This is a genomic window from Novosphingobium sp. P6W, from assembly GCF_000876675.2.
Lineage (GTDB): Bacteria > Pseudomonadota > Alphaproteobacteria > Sphingomonadales > Sphingomonadaceae > Novosphingobium.
In genome coordinates this window covers 109,587-130,081 of record NZ_CP030355.1, presented here as the reverse complement: position 1 = coordinate 130,081, position 20,495 = coordinate 109,587, and the positions used below count along the sequence as shown (strand labels likewise).

Annotated in this window: 11 protein-coding genes and 1 pseudogene; 8 read left to right on the top strand and 4 right to left on the bottom strand. The window is 60.3% G+C overall.

Annotation, left to right across the window (positions count from 1 at the left end; all coding sequences use genetic code 11):
- Nucleotides 1–9 precede the first annotated feature (9 nt).
- From TQ38_RS29500 to TQ38_RS29475, 5 genes are all read left to right on the top strand, one after another.
- Entirely contained in the window at nucleotides 10–2,766 is a 2,757-nt protein-coding gene (locus TQ38_RS29500) for a bifunctional diguanylate cyclase/phosphodiesterase (RefSeq protein WP_052506039.1), read from the top strand.
- 104 nt (nucleotides 2,767–2,870) lie between these two features.
- Nucleotides 2,871–4,340, top strand: coding sequence for a diguanylate cyclase domain-containing protein (locus tag TQ38_RS29495; RefSeq protein WP_043980776.1), 1,470 nt, complete (start codon nucleotides 2,871–2,873; stop codon nucleotides 4,338–4,340).
- Between the two features lie 225 nt (nucleotides 4,341–4,565).
- Nucleotides 4,566–6,098, top strand: a complete 1,533-nt coding sequence (locus tag TQ38_RS29490; protein ID WP_043980774.1) for a Fic family protein — start codon at nucleotides 4,566–4,568, stop codon at nucleotides 6,096–6,098.
- Between the two features lie 257 nt (nucleotides 6,099–6,355).
- The gene (locus TQ38_RS29485; protein WP_162792494.1) at nucleotides 6,356–9,751 is read left to right on the top strand and encodes a DEAD/DEAH box helicase; all 3,396 of its coding nucleotides are present in this window, start codon (nucleotides 6,356–6,358) and stop codon (nucleotides 9,749–9,751) included.
- Nucleotides 9,752–11,429: 1,678 nt separating this feature from the next.
- Nucleotides 11,430–11,735 (top strand): hypothetical protein, encoded by a 306-nt coding sequence (locus TQ38_RS29475; protein WP_043980770.1) that lies wholly within the window; start codon nucleotides 11,430–11,432, stop codon nucleotides 11,733–11,735.
- 95 nt (nucleotides 11,736–11,830) lie between these two features.
- Here TQ38_RS29475 and TQ38_RS29470 read toward each other — a convergent pair whose 3' ends face one another.
- From TQ38_RS29470 to TQ38_RS29460, 3 genes and pseudogenes are all read right to left on the bottom strand, one after another.
- Nucleotides 11,831–12,466 carry an outer membrane protein gene (locus tag TQ38_RS29470; RefSeq protein WP_052506037.1) on the bottom strand — a complete coding sequence of 212 codons (636 nt, stop codon included), beginning with the start codon at nucleotides 12,464–12,466 and terminating at the stop codon, nucleotides 11,831–11,833.
- Between the two features lie 209 nt (nucleotides 12,467–12,675).
- Nucleotides 12,676–13,334, bottom strand: a pseudogene (locus TQ38_RS31635) (Tn3 family transposase).
- Nucleotides 13,335–13,626: 292 nt separating this feature from the next.
- Nucleotides 13,627–14,688 carry a phytanoyl-CoA dioxygenase family protein gene (locus TQ38_RS29460; protein WP_043980766.1) on the bottom strand — a complete coding sequence of 354 codons (1,062 nt, stop codon included), beginning with the start codon at nucleotides 14,686–14,688 and terminating at the stop codon, nucleotides 13,627–13,629.
- An 843-nt stretch (nucleotides 14,689–15,531) separates the two neighbouring features.
- Here TQ38_RS29460 and TQ38_RS29455 point away from each other — a divergent pair.
- The 3 genes from TQ38_RS29455 to TQ38_RS29445 all read left to right on the top strand — a co-directional run bounded on the left by TQ38_RS29455 (nucleotide 15,532) and on the right by TQ38_RS29445 (nucleotide 19,276).
- A complete protein-coding gene (locus TQ38_RS29455) occupies nucleotides 15,532–17,199 on the top strand; it encodes a capsule biosynthesis protein (RefSeq protein WP_043980764.1) in 1,668 nt (555 codons plus the stop codon).
- Complete coding sequence (locus TQ38_RS29450) at nucleotides 17,196–18,389, top strand: glycosyltransferase family 1 protein (protein ID WP_043980762.1); 1,194 nt, start codon at nucleotides 17,196–17,198, stop codon at nucleotides 18,387–18,389. The genes TQ38_RS29455 and TQ38_RS29450 overlap by 4 nt, the downstream gene beginning before the upstream one ends.
- Nucleotides 18,390–18,481: 92 nt before the next feature.
- Nucleotides 18,482–19,276 (top strand): bifunctional 2-polyprenyl-6-hydroxyphenol methylase/3-demethylubiquinol 3-O-methyltransferase UbiG, encoded by a 795-nt coding sequence (locus TQ38_RS29445; RefSeq protein ID WP_052506036.1) that lies wholly within the window; start codon nucleotides 18,482–18,484, stop codon nucleotides 19,274–19,276.
- Between the two features lie 24 nt (nucleotides 19,277–19,300).
- Here the strand turns inward: TQ38_RS29445 and TQ38_RS29440 are convergent, their stop codons facing one another.
- Complete coding sequence (locus tag TQ38_RS29440) at nucleotides 19,301–20,461, bottom strand: DUF2279 domain-containing protein (RefSeq protein WP_113942141.1); 1,161 nt, start codon at nucleotides 20,459–20,461, stop codon at nucleotides 19,301–19,303.
- Nucleotides 20,462–20,495: the final 34 nt, after the last annotated feature.

Here is a 20,495-nt window from a genome sequence, read left to right as displayed (position 1 = left end):
AACCGGCTAATGATTTGGAAGCAATTGCAGCAGATTGATCAAAACTCGGATGTGATTCTGCGGGCACAGTACGCAAACCTGCGATCCCAGATTCCCATGATGTACGCGCTCATGTTCATCAACTCAGCCTTTCTGGGGTTCGTAACATACGGTGAAGTTAGCGAGCTCCTCAGCCTGGCTGTTCCTGCCGTCCTGGGAATGCTGATCGCAGTGCGAGCAGGCCTTTGGCTGTCACGCCCGTCCGAGGCCCCAAGCCCAGCAGAAATACGGCGGTACCTTAATGGCACGCTTGTTGCTTCCGTTCTCGTTAGCGCAGCGTTTGGTGGATGGGGCTTTATCCTTTTGGGCGAAGTGGGCGCATTTCGGGATACGGCGATAGCTCTTTACGTCTTCGTCGGGTCGATCAGCTGTTGCTACTGCCTGCAAGCCTTCCCCTTGGCAGGATGCTTTGTCCTGTTTTTCGGTGCCTTACCGGTTACCGCAAAACTGCTCGTGTCAGATAGTTGGTATATGGCTGGAATAGGCGTCACATTTTTGCTGGCTGCAGCGATAATCTTGCAATCGCTGGCAAAAGGTTATGGCGCTTTCAAGGATGTCCTTCAGTCCCGCGCCGAGATGGGCAATTTGATCAATGCGCTGCAACAGAGCGAGGAGCACTACCGGCAGTCTGTGGCGTTGAACCCCCAGATTCCCTGGATCAGCGACCCCACTGGTTGGTTGATCGAGTTGAGCCCCCGGTGGGCCGTCCTTACGGGAATGAGCGTCGATCAAGGTTTGGGCTGGGGATGGACAAACGCCGTCCATCCCGACGATCTGGAACATGTCCGGCAGCTGTGGGGGCGAGTCCTGGCAAGGGTCGGCGAAGAAGAGGCCGATACTCGATACCGCTTGCTGCATGCCAACGGAACCTATCGCTGGTTTCGGGCCCGCGCTTTCCCAAGGCTCGGCGAGCGAGGCGAGGTCATCTCATGGTACGGCAGCCTCGAGGACATTGACGACCAGCTCCTGGCAGAACAAGCCTTGCAGACGAGTGAAGAGCGATATCGCCTGGCGTCCCTGGCGACGAACGATGTCATCTGGGATTTTGCCATGGGTGAGGACCGCGTCAGCTGGAACGCGGCTGCAGCTGACGTTCTGACCTATCCTGACATCGCCTTGGGAACCGGGTTGGCCTGGTTTTTAGAGCGCGTCCATCGTGATGACCGACAACGAGTGGTGGAGCAGTTCGATTCTGTGCAACAGGAATCGCTTACCCACTGGTCGCAGGAATTCCGGTTCCTGGCCGGTGACGGCAATTACCTGGACCTGGCGGCCCGAAGCTACGCCGTGCGGGATGACAGCGGGCGCGTGACTCGCATCATTGGCTCGCTGAGAGATATCACCAGCCAGAAACACTACGAGAGCAGGCTATTGTGGGGTGCACACCATGACGCCCTGACGGGCCTGCCGAACCGTGCTTTTTTCACTGAGCATCTCGCAGCCTCACTGAAAGTGGCGGTCAGCACAGGTAGCCAAGTTGGTCTGGCGGTGCTGGATGTGGATCGTTTCAAAACGATCAACGACAACTTCGGCCACGATGCCGGTGATGCTTTGCTACGAGAAATTGGTGATCGGCTCAGACGGGCGGCGCCGGAATCAGCCACAGTGGTCCGCCTTGGGGGAGATGAATTTGGCATCATCTTTTTCGATCGGGACGTGCAGAGTGCTGACGAAGGCGGGATCGGCGAACTCCTCGCTTCGGCTTCCGCACCCGTCCTGTTCAACGGTCGGCAACTGGTGGTGGGGCTCAGCGCAGGATACGCGGTGGCTGTAGAGGATGGCTCAACTCCAGAGGAGTTGCACAAGAGCGCGGACCTTGCCTTATACGCAGCAAAGGCGGAAGGCTTCGCAAGCGTACACCGTTTTCAGCCCGCACTTCGGGCGGCTGCCGAACGCGAGACGCAGATGCTTCATGACGCCCGTCAGGCTTTGCACAAAAACCTGATCGTTCCGTTCTATCAGCCCAAGGTTTGCCTGAAAACGGGCGAGTGCACCGGTTTCGAGGCATTGCTGAGGTGGCACAACGGTCAAGGGTTGCGCTCCCCTGCGGGCATAGCTGCGGCCTTCAATGACCCGGCCCTGGCGGTGCAACTAACAGATAGGATGCTCGATTGCGTCATCAGCGACATAATGTCCTGGCGGCATCAAGGTGTTACTGTGGGACCGGTCGCCATCAACGGGTCCGCTGCTGACTTCAGGCGCGGCGATTTCTCGGACCGTCTCTTGAGCCGCCTGGATCGTGCCTGTCTGCCACCTTCAGCCATCGAATTGGAAGTGACGGAGAGTGTGTTTCTGGAAGAGATGGGAGAGACGGTTCTTAGAACACTGGATATTTTAGCGGATGCGGGGGTCAGCATAAGTCTGGATGATTTTGGAACCGGATATGCGTCCCTGACGCACCTCAAGCAATTTCCGGTTGATACGATCAAGATTGATCGCTCATTCATTTCACAGATGGACAACGACGGCCGTGAGGACGAAGCAATTGTCCGGGCAATATTGCATCTCGCCAGAAGTCTGGGGATCAAGACAATAGCCGAGGGCGTTGAAACGGCCTCCCAGGCGGCTCGCCTGGCCCAAAAGAGCTGTGACGAAGGGCAAGGCTTTTTGTTTGGACGGCCGATGGCGGCAGCCCAGATCGCCGATACCATTGTCCAGTGGGACAAGGATGCAAACCTTGCAACCATCAGGTCAGGAACTGAAAAGATTTCACGAAGGTCCGCTTGATGTTGTACCTGTGGTATGATGATGTAGCTATCTGCCAAGCCCGTCGCCATATCTGGGCCACGGCATTTAGAATGTGAACTTTTGCTCCTTGCGGCCCCGACCTGATGACTACCCCTCAAGAGCACATCGCCCGAGAAATCGTTCGTCTTGAGCGGCTACATGAATTTGCGATTCTGGATTCCGCCCCGGAGCAGGATTTCAATGCTGCCGTCGAACTTCTGCGTACTGCTTTCAATGCGCCGATAGCACTGGTGTCGATGATCGATGAGCACCGGCAGTGGTTCAAGGCCAAGTGCGGGATAGAGGTTGATCAAACCCCGCGCGACATGGCGTTTTGCGCACATGCAATTCATGCACCTGACATCCTCATAGTCGAAGACGCTGCAACAGACCCGCGCTTCTTCGATAATCCGCTTGTTACCGGACCGCCCCACATTCGCTTTTACGCCGGCGTGCCTTTGCGTCCCTGGGGAGCCGAGACCGACGGGAAGGACATATCCGGCATTGGCACTGCGTGTATAATCGACACCAAGCCGAGGGTTCTTGATGATCAATCGCGGGCGCTTCTTATCGCGAGTGCAGGGCTTGTAAGCTCGCTGGTGGCCTGCCGCAGGGCCGCTTCAGAGGCGCTGGCGTTGAGCCGGGAAGCCCATCATCGGACAGAGGTGCTGGAGCGGCAGCATCTCCAGCTGCGGCAGGCTGAGCGGATGGCACAAATTGGCTCGTGGCGGCTCGAGCTCTCCGACAACAGCATTCATTGGTCCGATCAGGTTTACGTCATCCATGGCCTTCCAAAGGGAAAGGTGCCTTCGGTCGACGACGCATTGAGCTTTTATCCGCTGAAACGGCGCGAAGAGGTCGCCAGGCTCCTGGAACGCGGCGCAATTCTCGGGGAGTCATTTGATTTCGAGAGCGACTTCATCACCGCCGACGGCCAGATGCGGCGTGTGCGTAGCATCGGCGAACCGCTTGTATTTGAGGGGCGTTTCGTCGCGCTGATTGGCGTATTCCAGGATATAACTGACCGGCACGAGCGCGAGCTTGTCCTGCGCCAGACCGCGGATACCGACTCTTTGACGGGGTTGCCCAACCGAGCCTGTTTTGAGCAGGAGCTGCGGGAGGTTGTATCCCGCGTTCAAGACGAGGGGATGCCTGCCCTGCTCATTCTCCTGGACCTCGATGGCTTCAAAGGGGTGAACGACACCTTCGGCCACGCAGCGGGCGATGACGTATTGCGGATGATGGCGGACCGGCTCCGGCAGAAGGCTGGCAATGGGATATTTGCCGCACGCCTTGGGGGCGACGAGTTTGTTATTTTGCTGACCAGGCCGCGCGACTGCGCGCGGGCAGAGGCGTACATCACCGAAATTCTCGGTAGCCTGCGCCATACGGTCGAACGGGACGGATACACGCGATCGGTTTCGGCAACGATCGGCGGCGCATTCCTGGAAGCGGATGTTGACGACCCTCACGATAGTCTTCGGCGCGCAGATATCGCATTATACGCTGCCAAACGCGCGATGAAGGGCAGCGGCAAGATATTTGGCGAGGCCGGATTTTTAACGGCCTCCTGACGAAGCGTTTTTCCGGCGCAGATCGGGGCAATCTCGGGGCGCCCACCCCAACGCGATAGTCGCTGGACAGCCGCCTTTTCGGGCTGAAACCGCTCACTTGCGGATATTCCTGTTAGACGGGATCATGCGCGTGTGAGGCGTTCTGCGTTAAAAGCGAAATTCGACCCGGCATCTAAAGCGAAATATGGTACAACAGCATAAGCGAAATTTGACACGGGATTTGTGATGGCCCGCCCTGGCGAAAAATTGGCAGAAGCATTGGAGGTTTTAAGCCGCCTCCAGAATGATGGCAAAATTGCCATCAGATCGGCCGATCTTTCCAGACTGGAAAGGGAACGGCTCCTTAAAGCCGGCTATTTGCGTGAGGTCATCCGGGGCTGGTACACCCCCGCGCGCCCTGATGAACCCGTAGGCGAAAGCACGTCCTGGTTCGCAAGCTTCTGGGGATTTTGTACGGCATATCTGACCGAGAGGTTTGCAGATGACTGGATCCTGTCCCCCGATCAGTCGCTGTTGCTGCTATCGGGCAACCGGACTGTCCCGAGGCAGTTGCTGGTTCGGGCGCCGGGGGGCCGAAATAAGCCGACTGCTCTCATTCATGGCACATCACTGATCGATACCAATCTCGCGCTACCGCCAGAAAGCGATCGAACCCATACGGATGAAGGCGTGCGGGTCTATCGGATAGAGGCCGCACTCATATCGGTCAGCCCCCAATTCTATACCAGCTATCCCACGGATGCGCGCACCGCTCTAGCAACCCAGCGCGACGCTTCCGCATTGCTCGAAAGGCTTTTGGAGGGAGGCCATAGCGTCGTCGCTGGACGGCTTGCGGGGGCATTTCGCAACATCGGCCGTGACAGGATTGCCGACGATATTGGTCGCGTCATGAAAAGCGCAGGATATGACGTGAGGGAATCCGACCCATTCGCGCATCGCCTTGATACCCCTTTGCCGCGAGATCCATCACCAGCTGCAAATCGTATTCGTCTTATGTGGCAGCAGATGCGGGAGAGGGCGATTGCGGCTTTCCCGGCAGCACCACGTTTGAACGACACAGCCGCCTATCTCGAGCGCGTGGACGAAAATTACGTCAACGACGCCTATAACTCCCTGTCCATCGAAGGCTATCGGGTGAACGCCGCTCTCATCGAGCGCGTCCGCGATGGCAACTGGAACCCAGACCTCAATCCCGAAGACCGCGACCACAAGGATGCCATAGCCGCCAGAGGCTACTGGCAGGCATTCCAAGCCGTCAAGGCGAGCGTTGAACGCGTTTTTGCAGGGGAGGGCGGAGGCAAGGTCGCCGATGAGGACCATCCTATCTGGTATAGCGAATTGTTTGCCCCAGGGGTGCAGGCGGGCATCCTGCGGCCAGGCGAACTGGCAGGCTATCGCAATTCAGCAGTCTTCATTCGCGGCGCTCGCCATGTTCCGATGGGAGCGGAATCTGTGCGCGATGCGGTGCCGGTATTCTTCGAACTGCTTCAGGAGGAGCCCGAAGCGGCCGTAAGGGTCGTTCTGGGGCACTTCATTTTCGTCTACATTCACCCCTATATCGACGGGAATGGCCGTATGGGGCGGTTCTTGATGAATGTGATGATGGCGTCGGGTGGCTATCCTTGGACCGTCATACCTGTCGGTCGGCGTGCTGAGTATATGGCCGCTCTGGAGCAAGCCAGCACTGAAACTGACATTGGCCCCTTGGCCGAATTCCTTGGCGGACTGGTTGGCGAGCAGATGCAACCGGGGGGATAGCATTCGGGCGAGTGCCGATGACATATAAGGGGGCGCTATCCTTCGATGGCTGCGCTGGCAGTGGCCAGTTTCGCTGTCCAAACATCCAACCGCCATATTCGCGATGTCCCGCGTGCAATTTTCGACCGAACTCTCATTACCAGCTCCAGCCTCTACAGCGATCAACCGCGACATGGCACAGATATCCCTGTGTGGGCGGCCGTAGGGCGCTTGCCAAAATCTGTAGGTGTTGGAACAAGCAGGTGATGATCCCTGCTATGACCGACGACCTCCTATTTGTTTCCGTTCAGACTGACCGCATGATCGAGGCAGGTTTGCGGTATTTTCAGCAGGGGCGCGTATCGGACTTCAAGATCGATGAGCAGCTCGACACGGTCTCCGCGACTGTGCGGGGGAGCGGCACAAACAGCTATTTCACGTCGATCGTGTTTGACGACGACGATGATTTTGGCGGGCTGCCTGCAAGCGAGTGCACTTGCCCGGTTGCAATAGCCTGCAAGCACGTTGCCGCTGTCCTGTTTTCACTGCAGGCATTTAGCCATGCAGGAGCGCCTCAACGGGAAAAGCCTCGTCTGCGGATACAGACCCAAACAGAAAGACTCCCCGGGGTTGCCGGGCCCTTGGCGCATTGGCTCGACGCTGCAGCGATTGATGATCTGGCCGCCCGGATCATGCACGAAGAGGTGTGTTTCACCATTGAGCCGGCCCGTCTTTTCAAGCAGGGCAAACGTCCGGCGAAGGGAATGCCCGTCCCTGCCCAGCCCAATCGCTATTCTCTGCAGATCCGAGCTTGGCGCCGCTCCCACCACGAAGTAAACTGGCGGGCGGCTCACCCTTGGGAAATGCAGCATTCTCGTGGCAACCTGGCGCCAGATGCGATGCGGCTGCTATCACGGATGACCCATGCGGTCGGCGGCGATTTCACTGTGAATCGTACACCCAATGGCCCGCACGGATGGAGCTGGCTCTGGGAGGCCAGTGTGGGACGAATGCTGCGATGGAAAACGCCCGATGGCGTGAATGTCGCGGTCAAAGCAGAGCATTTCGTGTGCAAACTATGCTGGGAAACTCTCGCTGATGGCCGGCAAGTCGTTGGCCTCGACCTAGACGGCTGCGACACTGCCGAACACATGATTTTTCCTGGCGATCCGCCATTGCACTTTGACGAGCAAGCCTGCGAGTTGAAACTCATCGATGCCGGCGTTTCGCTTCCATTGACTGGAAGGCTGTTGGCCATGCCGCCGGTGGCGGCTGATGAAATTCCCGTCCTTGTCTCCCGTTGGCCTCAGATCGCCGGCGACGTGCTACCCGCGCCCGCAATGCCGAAATCGGCGTCCGTCTCTGAGCAGGGTCCCCGTCCCGTCCTGCGCTTCCTCGTAGATAAGCTGAAAACCCCAGAGTACGGACGGGGATGGCGCGGGCGCCTGGCAAGCCAACCGGTGGAATTGGCACGTCTGGAATTCTCTTACGGCGGGCACCGCGTTGGCGCCCTCCACACGGCAGGCGAGGTGATTGCAAGCGGACCGAATGGGGTGGTGCGCATTGTGCGCGACATCGATGCCGAACAAGCCGCCGCCGACCGACTGGCACGTACTGCACTTGCGCCGCTAGCTATGTCGGGGCGTCACAATACGACACCGCAGCAAGGCTGGGATCATGCGTTCGTGGATGAGCGGCAGGAGCACGATCAGCGCTTTCCCGAATTCCTCGTCAACGACGCGCAAAGCCTGCGGGATGAGGGCTGGATGATCGAGTACGCGCCGAAGTGGCCGCATGTTCTGCTCGAACCTGATGAGGCCGTCGCCGAAGTCCCAAGTATCGAGATCACGCAGCGCTCCTCTTCAGCAGCAGCAAATGCGCCGCCGATAGACTGGTTCGATGTCGAACTCGCCGCTCGCATACAAGGTGACCAACGGATCGATGTCTTGCCTGCTCTTCGCCGCCTGCTGGCGGTTGGCGGCGCTGATATCCTTGCTAAGAATGACGGGTATCGCATCGCGTTGCCGCTCGGCAGCGGCAGGTTTACGCCGCTCAAGCTGGGGGCGGTACGCCCGCTGATAGAGACAATCCTGCGCATGGCGCTGGCAGATCGTAGCGCTGCGACGCTGCGGCTCAATCGGTACGACCTTGGCACCGTGCACGACCTTGCAAATTCCGGCGTGGCATGGGCGACAAAGGATCGCCTGCGCATTCTGGCGGATGGGCTCAACGCGCCAACCGGCGTTGATTTTACTGCGCCGGAGGGGCTCAATGCGCAGTTGCGTACTTACCAGGCTACGGGCTGCGGATGGCTTGGCGCGCTGCACGAAGCAGAAATGGGCGGCGTCCTCGCCGACGACATGGGACTGGGCAAGACGCTCCAGGCCATTTCTCATATCCTCGCAATCCGGCAGGCGTCACCCAAGGCGCGTCGTCCGATCCTGATCGTTGCCCCCACCTCGGTATTGCCCAACTGGCAAGCCGAGATCGCGCGCTTTGCCCCCGCATTGAAGTGTCTATTGTGGCATGGCGCCGACCGGCAAGCTCTGCATGGCGAGGGCTTTTCAAACGCTGATGTTGTGCTGACCAGCTACACGCTGCTTGCCCGGGATAGCGCGCTGATGGCCTCCAATGTCTATGCACTCGTTGTTCTAGATGAGGCGCATGTACTGAAAAACCCTAAGACAGCAGGATTCAAGGCGGCTGCAACCCTGAAGGCCGATCAGATCGTGGCACTGACCGGCACCCCGGTCGAGAACCGCCTGACCGACCTGTGGTCGCTTGCGAGCCTCACCAATCCTGGTCTGCTCGGAACTTACGAAGCATTCCGCAAGACCTATCGCACGCCGATTGAAAAGCAGGGTGACGCTGCCGCGCGCGCAGCGCTTTCCCGCCGGCTTCGGCCGTTCATGCTGCGCCGGACCAAAGATGCCGTTGCCGCAGACCTTCCTCCCAAGACGATCATTCCCGAACGGATCGAACTTGGTGGCTCGCAATTAAGGCTTTACGAAAGCCAGCGCCTACTGATGCACAAGCGTGTGCGCGAAGAGATCGACCGGGTTGGTCTGATGCGCTCGCAGATCATCGTTCTCGATGCCATGCTCAAGCTGCGTCAGATCTGCTGCGACCCGCTCCTGCTACCCGGTGAACTCGGTGCCGGCATCGCTTCGGCCAAACGCGATAGATTGATGGAGATGGTCCCCGAAATGGTCGAGGAAGGCCGCAGGATTATCATCTTCAGCCAGTTCACGAGAATGCTCGATCTTGTGGCAGGCGATTTTGACAGGATCGCCCTGCCTTACGAGCAACTGCGCGGATCAACCCGTGACCGCGCCAGCCCCATCCGCCGTTTTCAGGATGGTGCGGTGCCTATCATCCTTGTCAGCCTCAAGGCGGGCGGGGCAGGGGTCAACCTGACGGCAGCCGACACCGTTATCCTGTACGATCCATGGTGGAACCCTGCGGTAGAAGCCCAAGCGATCGACCGGGCGCATAGGATCGGGCAATCGAAGCCCGTTTTCGTTCACAGGCTGATCGCGACCGGCACCATCGAGGAAAAGATCCTGGAGCTACAGGAACGCAAGCAAGGCCTGGCAGACATGCTTTGGGACGAGAAGGCAAAAGCGGGTTCCGCTAGCCTGACAGATGCCGATATCGACTTTCTGCTGGGGTAGCAGTGGATCGGCGCGGCAGCGGCACCTGCCCGGGCGACGGTCGTCGCGGCCGTCTGCCGTATGCGTTGAAACGCTGATACACAGCGAGATAGTGCCCCATTGCGTTCTCTCATCGCCTGAAAGCCAGGAAATTAGCAAATATCTCAGGATCCTTCAGCTCAACTCTATTCGCCACGTCGAGGAGCTTGTGAACAGGGTCCCAGCTGTCGGCTACTTGACGAAATGGTTGGTTGCTCCCGGCAGGGCGGCCCGTCCACAGATCCTACAATAGTTTCTGCGAACGTGAACGAGGTACAGGGCGCGCGGTCGCCCTTTAATTCAGGGACGGTGGCGGATTGCGGGGTTGGTTCTGGAGGCTCTCGATCGCTGCATTCGTGAAAGCAACGGCTAACTCGGCAACGTCACGAGGTATCGTAATAAGGGGCGCGCTACTGCCGTCCAACTGATCGGTCATATAACTTGATACTATGAGCGCAAGTTCAAGCGTAGACAGGTCCATGTCCATTTCCGGCTTCCGCAACTGGCGAATCATAAAACAGATTATACAGGGTGAAACCTGTCGCTAAAATGACGCTGCGCTGCAATAAATTTGTCGGGAAGATTTCGGGCTAAAAAATGCTAAAGCTATTAGCAATTTGATAAAAAAGGTTTTTGTAAATCTTGTCGGCGGTAGCGGCCTGCTGCAACGCACATGTACGGGTGGTTACATCACTTCTCCAATGGTGGCCTTTCCTTCGAACTACTGAGGCCTCCCCGGCGTGACCACAGTACCTTTGGGCGCGGCCTCAGGCGAATTTTCGCAATCAAGCAGCACATCAACATAAACGTTGCGGTCGGTGTAGCCCTTATTCCGACAACCGGTGGCGATCTCAGCTGCGCGGACCGAAGCGTCGACTTGCTGCACTCCACCAGACACGACTACTCCGCCGTGAAAACGAGATCTCGCCCATTTCCCTTTTTGCTCAATTGTATAGGTCTTACCCTCGAGTACGACGGTTCTCGTGATCGGCGCGGTTTTCTCGGCTGCAACGGCCGGCTGCGGTAAGGATGCTGAAGCAGACGCAAGCACTACCCAAGCCATCTTCATACATTCTCCTGCTCACTTCTTTACGGTACTGATACCTTGAAGCACCGCAGAATGTAGCCATAAACTTGCGCACGCCGGAGCGTGCATGAATGGACGGCAGTTTTTGCAATCCCTTGGTTAATCTGAAAGGCCACTGTCGGGGGGGCGGGGGGACGGAGAGGCAGCTTTTGGCCAAATTCGCCGAGTAGCCGCCATCTCCCACGGGAGTTAGGGCGTCGTTTGTTCTGGCCTAGCGTTGTCTGGCGTGCTTTCCACGCCCCGTCCTTCAGAGGGCAGTGTCGGCTCTAGTGATCATGCTCCGGCATGCGGTGGACTGCATCGGAAGCTATGATGCTCGAGCGTATGGCTTCGTCAGGTACTGAAAGCGGAAGGGTTTGAAAGCTATGTCGTCGATCCCGCATCGATTGAGGTTCCCCGTGGGCTCCCGTCAGGACCGACTGCATTGACGGTGAAATATTGCTGCGAACCTTGGTCGTCCACATGCCCGGTGGCCCGCGGAAATGATGATATCTACTGGATATCCAAGTGCCAATGGATATCCAGTAGATATCCAGGTGCAGCCGAGTTCCCGGCCCATGCGTTGCGCCGGGCATGATCTATTTAGAGCATATCGCCCTGGCCCTTTTAGTCCAGGCAGCGGTCGGTTTGCTTACCCGCAACTGGTGGGCGGGTGCGGCGCTGACGTCGGCGTATTTCATCGGCCGCGAGGCGGCGCAGGCTGAATATCGCTGGATCGAGCTATACGGCGCGGGCCTTCGCGCTAACATGCCGTGGTGGGCCGCCTTTGACCTGCGCGTATGGGCAAAGCCGGACCAGTGGATCGACTGGTTCGGCCCGCTCGCGTCCACGTGCACCTTGGCCACGATCATGACCCGGTGCCGCAGGGCAGGACGCTAATACGACAGCGGGCCGGAACAGCGCCGCGAGGCGCCGATCCGGCCCGTTTTATTCGGCCCGTCCTGTTCAGATAGGCCGGTTGCCCTTGAGGCCGCTTACTTGAAGCGCACGCCGATGCCAGCCATCACGCGCTGGCGGCCGGAGTTGCCATGGTAGTTCGAGTAAACGTACTGCGCGTTTACGTAGACCGGCAGGCGGCCCTGCGGCATCACGGTGTACTCGACGCCGCCGCCAACCTGATAGCCGTCGGCGCGGTAGTGGTCATAGACCAAGGTGTTGCCAGTGGGGCCTTCGATGCGCTTGCGCTGCTCGCCGTTGACGTAGCCAGCCTTGCCGAAGACCAGCATCTGCGGGGTTACGAGATAACCAGCGCGCACGGCTGCGCCCCATTCTTCAAAAGCCTTATGGTCGATGCTGTTGCCGTCGGCCAGGCCAGTGGTGTTCTCGTTACCCTTGCCCGGCTTCCAGAAGCTGCCTTCGGCGCCGATCACTACGCGTTCGCCCAAGGTGCCGTCAAAGCCGACGGTGCCGCCGTAGCCAAACTTGTCGTTATGGTTGCCTTCCGACTGGAAACGGTCGCCGCCGAGATTGCCCTCGATGCGAATACCGCGGAAACCAGTGCCGTTCGAAGCGACTTCGGTACCGGTCGGCGTTGCGTCCTGCGCAAGCGCGGGCTGGGCTGCGATCCCGGCTGCAAGAGCAGCCGTGAAGGTGATCGCCTTGATATTCATAAAACTTCCTTTGGTGTGTCAGTCACATGCACAAACCAAAAGATGGGGAACGGTTTCCCGAAAACCAGGTCGGCGGCAGGAATTACGACTGATGTGTGACCTTAGGGCAACAATGGTACCCGAGGGATATTCTGTGGGAATCAGTTGGTATCCTATGCTGCAGTCCGACACTTGTATGAGGTGATAGGCTGGAAAATAGGCACGTGACGTTAAAGGGAAGCAATCTGCGAACGCTTTTGCTGCACGGCTACCTTTCGACTGGTTGAGCACCTTACGGCGGGCCGGTTGTGCAGCCATATTGCGTGGGAAGTCGCGGAAGAAGCCAACATCGTCGTACGCTCGCGGGGCGTATGAGGCCAAAAGGTTGTCGATGACGACTTAGATGATCGTAAATGGTGGAGGCCAGCATTCATATAGATCGTGGTCCAGCAAACGATCGCGGCGATGACCAGATTGAGACTGGATACCCGGTATTGCTGGTTTTCAATCAAGCGATCGGTGAACCGTCCCTGACAGTGTAGATCGCGGCGGCAAGGGTATGACGGGCTTCGCCTTTATTGAGGCTGGCTTGGCAGGCCCGGCTCAAGCCGGGCTGTTCCAGCCAGTAGAGCGTGAACAGCGTTCGTTCGATGCGGGCAAGTTCGGCCAGCGGCAAAATCCAGCCTGTTTTGCCGCTTGTAGGCGGCCAACCTGCGGCAGTCTTGATCGTGCAGCCCATGAGGCTTTCGATGCGCTTGTAGGTCGAGGGTACGGCGATCGAGCCAAGTTTCCGGTCTGCGATGTCGCGCAGACGTGGCGCGAAACGGAAGCCGAGAAGTTGACAAAGGGCAAAGACATGATCCGTCGCGCCGCCGGTAGCGCAGTGCATCGAATACATCACGCAGGTCCGTTGCTGGCTGGCGGCTGCGGTTGGCCGCGGGCGGCAGATCAGTCTGGTAGCACCTCGATCGCTTTTCAAATCCAGCAATCCGGCTACGATTGGCGATATGCCTTTAAGAAGCACTACGACAAACGCGGGGACACCCACAGCCTTGCTGACACATTTTCCGGCCTGTGCCGGGTTGTGACCTTGCCTCGGTCCTCGCTGCCGGCGCCTCTTCAGAAGACCGCTGCCGGCACAAGGTGACAAAAATCTAATTCCTACTCGAAAGCACGAATCTTCAAGGCTGGTTGCGTTTACTGCCATTATCCATGGCTGTGCGTGTCCCGACCGAGCGCCAAGGCTGGCCGATGCGGGCCTCCAGCCTGTCACGTATAGCCCAGATCCAGTTCACGCGGCGCTCGGCCAAGCCCGGTAGGCTGAACAGGTCCCCGCCTAGCCACGGCAAAAAGGGATTGCGCCTAGCATAGGACCAGATTTCTACCCGTTCACCAGCGCGAACCGAGAGGCCGCGCGCGTGGAAACCCACGGTATCGGCCACCACAAGCGTGTTCCCGGACACTGCTAGCGCCTCGGGCGCTCCCAGCTTCATCGCCGCGAGATCTTGGTCAGAGACGCGGGGCGATCCGCGCGCTGACAGGCGGTCGATCATCCGCGGGTCGGGCAGGCTGCGGCTATGCTCCCACGCGAGCCGCTCGGGTGTGAAGCGGTGCGAGCCGGGCACGTAGGTAAACGGCCCCTCATCCGCCGCAACCGGGTTCAGGAAGAGCCAGGCCTTGAGCGAGGAGTGGAATGTGTCGGCGTGCAAATTCTCCTGCGGGTCCGCTTGGCCTGCGGGATCGCTGACGATGGTTTGGATATAGTGCAGCGGCGCCGTGCGGAAGCTAGCGACGTAATGGAACAGCGCCGTGATGTCCTTGCGCTCCAGTAGGCCGCGCAGGGCCGGGATCGCGGCAAGCATCGCCGGGTCGATCGCCATCCTGCGGGTGATGGCATCGCCTTGGCGCATCTCGCGTGCAGGGGCGCGGTAGGCCAGTATCGCTTCGCGCAATCCAGGGAACTGGGCGGGCGGCACAACGCCTTGTATGGCGACGAAACCATCACGGTCGAATGCTTCGCGCCAGTCGGGGCGAACTCTGGAGGCAAGGCGCCGGCGCCGCCATGCAGCCATGCTCGTCGCCAGCTTCACGCGCGTCACATGCAGCCCGCGCGCGTTCAGCCGCTGTGAGCCAATGAGCGGATTGTCCAAGAAGCTCTTGGCGCCGGTGAACAGTTGCAGAGCCCAAAACGGCGCGAGCAATACTGATCTGATCGTCTGTTTCGTTTTGCCGGTGGAGGCCATAGAGGGCATTTCGGACAACGGACTTTGGGATGCAACCGGAAAAGAGTTTGCTCCGGACCAACTCCGATACGATACGTGTTGTCAGTCTTTACCCCCATCATTCAGTGTTAGGGCATTTGGGCGGTCCGAAACTGCCTTGTCGTGGTTGGGATGTGGTGGCGACAGCCAACGAGCGCCTCTCTGTTCATGCTCGCGAAATCGGCGCGGAAGCGGTGATGGCTGCACCAAAATTACTTTCGGTTCGCGGGCGCATGGGCTGCGGCGCAACAGCGGATGGAGAAGCCAGGTTTTGTTATCGACCTGCAGGGCGATCCGCTGTTCCGGCCGCTATCGTTTCGGGGCTGGTTGAGGCGCTGCGTGGCGCCGAGCCGTTCTCGCCAGGCCTTGGCTCTACGGCTACCACATGGCCGCTCGTGAGTGGTTCGCTGGTGTCCCTCAGGAGCATTACGAGATGCAGGAGGGGCTAAAGCAACGGCGTTCTTTTAACGCCGGGCGCACGGCCGCGACAATTGAGATCAATCTGCGCATATCATGTCCCGCATCGACACGCGGCAAGACCTCGCCTTGGCCGAGTATGTGATCGCACGGCTAGGCGATTCCTTCGTGGACTGATACCGCGCATCCGATGCCCGCGCCTGCTTCCCTCCCCGACTTCGTCATTGTCCGACACGGCAACTCCTTCGCGGCCGAAGACCCGCTGCGCCGGACTAATGCGCGCTCCCGCCTGGCTCTGACGGCGGAAAGGCCGGAGGTTGGGTGTAGTATGAAGCTGGCGAGGAGCTCCTACAGTGCGATCCGCAGCGGCGGCAGCGTGCCGGACTTGGCCGCGTGGGGTCGCCGTCCATGATTCCTCCCCTTCCTCTGCTGCGCGCACCGCCGTTTCCCTGGGCTGATGCCACCGTGTCGAACTTCGCCGCGGGTGCCGCAGCGCAGATTGCCGACCCTTCCGCGATGTTCGCGGCTGTCGGTGAAGCGCGCGTCGGCGGGCGGTTCTGGGCTGACCCCGCAGGTCTTACCCATCCTGCCGGGACCGTGCTGCGCCCCCGTACCATCGCTGAAATCAGCACGCTGCGCCGCGCGAATGCGGTGTGGATCGCTCCTTTCGCCGGTCGGAGTTGGGCGGGTGCGCTGGCCGGCGAGGAATGGCGCGGCGATGTCGATCCATGGTCGGTATTGCGCGATGCGCAGGCGCTTGCCGCGCATGGCGATGACGAATGGATTGTCTTGGCTCGCGTGATGGGTGCATCGGTGGAGGTGCTTTCGCCCGGCCGTTTTGGCGTCCCCGGCGATGACGGCGGCACACTGGACCGTCTTGCCGCGCAGGCGCTGGGTGCCGCGATCTGGCGTGATCCCTTCACCGGTGAGCCTTCCACCATGGCAGCGGCTGTGGAGCTGCTGGGTTCGTGGCGCACGGTCCTCGATGCCAACCGGCCAATTGTGGCGGCTTGCGGTATGGCATGGTGGAAGCGTAAGGAAATCAGCCATTTCCTATGGCACCCGCAGCGCCCCTTGCGGATCGTTTCCGCTTCGGCGCGGGCACTTTCAATCGCTCGCAAGGCTGATGGTGGGACTGGCGGCGCGGTGGCTATCTGGCCTTCGCGCGTCTCCCCGGCCCTGACCCGGAACGCCCGCGCACAGGGCACCGCGCTGGTCCAGGTTGAGGATGGTTTCGTACGTTCTGTCGGCCTCGGCGTCGATCTGGTGCCGCCCTCGTCGGTGGTAGTCGACGCCTTGGGTATTCATTTTGACCCGGCAGGCCCGAGCGACCTCGAAAAGATCCTGAACAATACCGAGACACCGCCAAGACTGCTCGAACGCGCCGCAGCTCTGCGAGAGACGATCGTTGCCGCGGGCATCAGCAAGTATTCGGCAGGAACCGTATCGTCGGTGCCCGAACGCCAGCCCGGCAAGCGCCTGATCCTCGTCCCCGCCCAGGTTGCCGACGACATGTCGGTAATTGCGGGCGGCGGCGAGCTGGTCGCGCGCGCTGGGCTCGGGGCCAATCTCGAATTGCTGCGCCGTGTCCGCGCCGCCGAGCCCGATGCCGAGATCTGGTTCCGCCCGCACCCTGATGTCGACGCCGGCCACCGCAAGGGCGCGGTTCCCGATGCCGAGGTTCTCGCGTTCGCTGACCGCATCGTGCGCGGCGGCGGCATGGCGCCGCTGCTGGACGCGGTGGACGCGGTGCATGTGCTTACCTCGCTCACCGGCTTCGAGGCGCTGATGCGCGGGCGTGAAGTCATTTGCCACGGCGCCCCTTTCTACGCAGGCTGGGGCTTGACGCGCGATCTAGGCGAAGTGCCAAAGCGCCGTACCCGCAAGCTGAGCCTCGATGCACTGGTGGCGGGCGTATTGATCCTCTACCCGCGTTATCTCGATCCGGTCACAGGGCTTCCCTGCCCACCCGAGGTGCTGGTGCGCCGTATGGCAACTTCCAGCGCCCCAAACCGCCTGGGCTGGATAGCACCGCTGCGCCGCTGGCAGGGTAAGCTGATGAGCACTTCTCGATGACGCAAGTAATCCTCGACATCTCGCGCCTGATCTCGCGGCTGCGCTATTCCACTCCTTCGGGCGTGGACCGGGTGGAAATGGCCTATGCGCGCGGGCTGCTGGCGCAGTACGGCGATGCACTGGCCTTTGCCGCCGTGCATCCTACCGGACTTTACGGACGCGTGAAACGACGCGCCGCACTGGATTACCTCGACGAACTGGAACGCCGCTGGTTGAGCCAAGAGGACAGCCCCCGTCAACGCTCGCTGCCATCGGTCATGCCGTGGCTGGCCCGCTTGCTGCCTTCGAGGAAAGGCGTGGGATCGGGCGGCGTTTACGTTCAGGCGTCGCCGCATCACCTGACTAATGCGGCCAAGGTACGCGGCATCCTGGCGCGGGAAAAGGCGAAGTTCCTGTGCTTGGTACATGACCTCATCCCAATCGAGTTTCCCGAGTATGCCCGCCCTTCCGGCGCGGCGCTCCACCGACGGCGGATCGAGACAGTAGCTGTAGCGACAGCGGAGACGGGGGGCGCCGTGATCGTGAATTCCGCCGCCACCGGGCGCTCGCTCAAGCCATGGCTGGCGCAGGAAACCCAGGTCCATGTAGCGCTGCTCGGCACCGAGGCGCTTCCTCTCGCCGCGCCTGAGCCTGCGTTTGATGGGCGTCCCTACTTCGTGTGCCTGGGCACGATCGAGCCGCGCAAGAACCACCTTCTCCTGCTCCACTTGTGGCGTCATCTCGCCGAAACTCTACCGCCACAAAGCGTGCCGCGCCTCGTCGTGATCGGCCGGAGAGGCTGGGAGAACGAGCAGGTCGTTGACATGCTGGAGCGCTGCCCGACGCTGAAGTTCCATGTGGAGGAACTGGGCGGCTGCCCCGACGTGCGCCTCTCGGCCCTCTTGCGCGGCGCCCGAGCGCTGCTGATGCCCTCCTTTGCCGAAGGATACGGGATGCCAGTAGCCGAGGCGCTGTCGGTGGGCACGCCGGCGATCTGCAGTGACCTTGGGGCCCTGCGCGAAGTGGGCGGCGACGTGCCCGACTACCTTGACCCGCTCGACGGGCCGGGCTGGAAGAGGGCAGTACTGGACCACGCGGTCTGCGGCCCCTTGCACGCAGCGCAGATGGAGCGCCTGCCGGACTGGCACGACCCGTCCTGGGGCGAACATATGTCCATCGTTTCCCGCGCGATTGCGGGGCTGATGCCGTAGCGCGAAAAATTTTACGCCGGGTTCTTCGCGGTAGGAAGTCCGGCGTGCTTTTGTTAGGCAGCGGCGCGGAAGATTTTCGAAGGTCTAACAAGATGATGAATGAAAACGCAGGGCTCGGCTCGATGTCCGACAACGCCTCGCCTTATGCTGCCGCGCGCATTATCCGGTCGCTGGATGAGTGTTACTTCTATCATACCATGGACGTTCCCGGCCACGGCACGGTGCCCGGGGAATGGGACCTTCGCGGTCGGATCGACGATTATCTCGGCAACTTCGACTTCGCGGGACGACGCGTGCTGGATGTCGGCGCGGCGTCCGGCATCCTGAGTTTTCATATCGAACAGAAGGGCGCGGACGTCGTCTCCTTCGACTTGTCCGAGGACTACGACTGGGACATCGTGCCCTTTGCCGAGAACGATCATGACAAGACCCGCGTCGAGCGTCGTAGACATCTGCGTCGGATCAACAATGGCTACTGGCTGTGCCACCAGGCTTTCCAGTCCCGTGCGAAGATGGTCAACGGCGTGGTTTACGACATTCCGCAGTCGATCGGACCGGTGGACGTGGCGGTCTACGGCAGCATCCTGCTTCACTTACGCGATCCGTTCCTTGCGTTGCAAAACGGGGCGCGGCTAGCGCGCGAGGCGGTTATCGTCTCGGATCTCTCACCTTACGGAAAGCTGGCGAGCCGGTTCAGGAAAACCCCCCGCTTCATGCCGCGCAGCCTTGCGCCGGAAGGCATAAACGATGGATGGTTCCGTCTGCCGCCGCTGCTGGTTCAAGAATACCTCGGCATCCTGGGTTTCAAGAACAGCACTTTAACCTGGAACACCTTCCAGTACGGTGATCGCACCCGGCCGATCTACACCATCATCGCCCGTCGATAGAAGACGCGATGCGCAAATGTTGCCTCAGTTGCCCAAACGCCCGGTCGTGTCGTAGCGCAGCGAGGTATAGGGCAACTGCACGTAGTCCAGCACCGAATATGCCGCCCGGCCGATGCGCGAGCCCGACTTCGCGAACAGCAGTTCGCCCAGGTTGAGGCCCACGCCCACGAACAGGTGGCGCTTGGGGGTCACGCCCTTTTCGCGGTCGCTGTTGAGGAAGTCGCTGGCGTAGTAACCCACCTGCAAATCCAGATACTTAAGTGCGCTGTTTTCCAGCTTTTCGAAACCGGCACCTTTCAGCGCAAACATGAAGCGCTGCTGTTCGTAGTGGGGCTTTCCGGTGCGGCTGTAGATCTGGTGATTGGGCATGATCTCGATCTTGAAGGCGAGCTTTTCCTTCAGGCCGGGCACCGTGTTGCGCAGCACCGAGAACGTCGCGCCGGCAACATTCATCGCTATGTCTTGCATCGAATAGCCGCTGTCCGGCTCGATCGCGTCGGAGATCTCGTTCAGCGCCATGAGCCCTGAGGCAAGGATCCCTGCGGTCAGGGCATCGCCCTCGGAGCCGCCGGTATTGCGGTGGATGCGGTAGTGCAGCAGTTCGGCGATCAGGTAGGTGTTAAAAGCGTGGGTCAGCTTGTCCATGCCCACGTTCTGGGTGCCCTTGCCGAACCAGCCTTCATCCTTGAAATGAAAGCCGGTGGTCGGCTTGAACAGCTTAGGAATGCCCTGGGCAAGGACGTAGCCCGAAAGCAAGGCGACTTCGGTCGAGGAACTGCCCGCTTGCTGAAAGAAGCCGCGGTGCGAGGCGAATTCGCGCGGCACGTGACCCGAAGGGTCAAGCACCGCCGGCGGCCCGGCGACGATGCCGGGCGCAGGCGATGCGGGGGGCACCAGATCGGCGGTCGGGCCGTAGCGGGCAGGGGCCTGCGGCATGGATGACGGCGAGGCGGCCAACGCAATCGGCCGCTGGCCGCCGCCTATGTCGGCTAGGTTCCAGTCGGTCGCTGGATCGGGCACCGTAGCAAGGAATGATGCGCCGGTCCCGTTCGCCAGGGGCGACTGCACTGCCGGAAAGTCTACCGGAATGACCTCTGAACTGTCTGCCGAAGCGGCCCAAGCGGGCGTGCAGTGCAGGCATATGATCAATACCAAGGCCGCCCGGCCGCGATACATTTTACGCATCGAACTCCTTATCGCGGACACCTGGCGGTCTCGC

Bases quoted from the DNA above. Each gene is read 5' to 3' on its own strand.
- TQ38_RS29500 (WP_052506039.1), top strand. From the start codon at position 10: ATGATTTGGAAGCAATTGCAGCAGATTGATCAAAACTCGGATGTGATT.
- TQ38_RS29495 (WP_043980776.1), top strand. From the start codon at position 2,871: ATGACTACCCCTCAAGAGCACATCGCCCGAGAAATCGTTCGTCTTGAG.
- TQ38_RS29490 (WP_043980774.1), top strand. From the start codon at position 4,566: ATGGCCCGCCCTGGCGAAAAATTGGCAGAAGCATTGGAGGTTTTAAGC.
- TQ38_RS29485 (WP_162792494.1), top strand. From the start codon at position 6,356: ATGACCGACGACCTCCTATTTGTTTCCGTTCAGACTGACCGCATGATC.
- TQ38_RS29475 (WP_043980770.1), top strand. From the start codon at position 11,430: ATGATCTATTTAGAGCATATCGCCCTGGCCCTTTTAGTCCAGGCAGCG.
- TQ38_RS29470 (WP_052506037.1), bottom strand. From the start codon at position 12,466: ATGAATATCAAGGCGATCACCTTCACGGCTGCTCTTGCAGCCGGGATC.
- TQ38_RS29460 (WP_043980766.1), bottom strand. From the start codon at position 14,688: ATGGCCTCCACCGGCAAAACGAAACAGACGATCAGATCAGTATTGCTC.
- TQ38_RS29455 (WP_043980764.1), top strand. From the start codon at position 15,532: ATGATTCCTCCCCTTCCTCTGCTGCGCGCACCGCCGTTTCCCTGGGCT.
- TQ38_RS29450 (WP_043980762.1), top strand. From the start codon at position 17,196: ATGACGCAAGTAATCCTCGACATCTCGCGCCTGATCTCGCGGCTGCGC.
- TQ38_RS29445 (WP_052506036.1), top strand. From the start codon at position 18,482: ATGATGAATGAAAACGCAGGGCTCGGCTCGATGTCCGACAACGCCTCG.
- TQ38_RS29440 (WP_113942141.1), bottom strand. From the start codon at position 20,461: ATGCGTAAAATGTATCGCGGCCGGGCGGCCTTGGTATTGATCATATGC.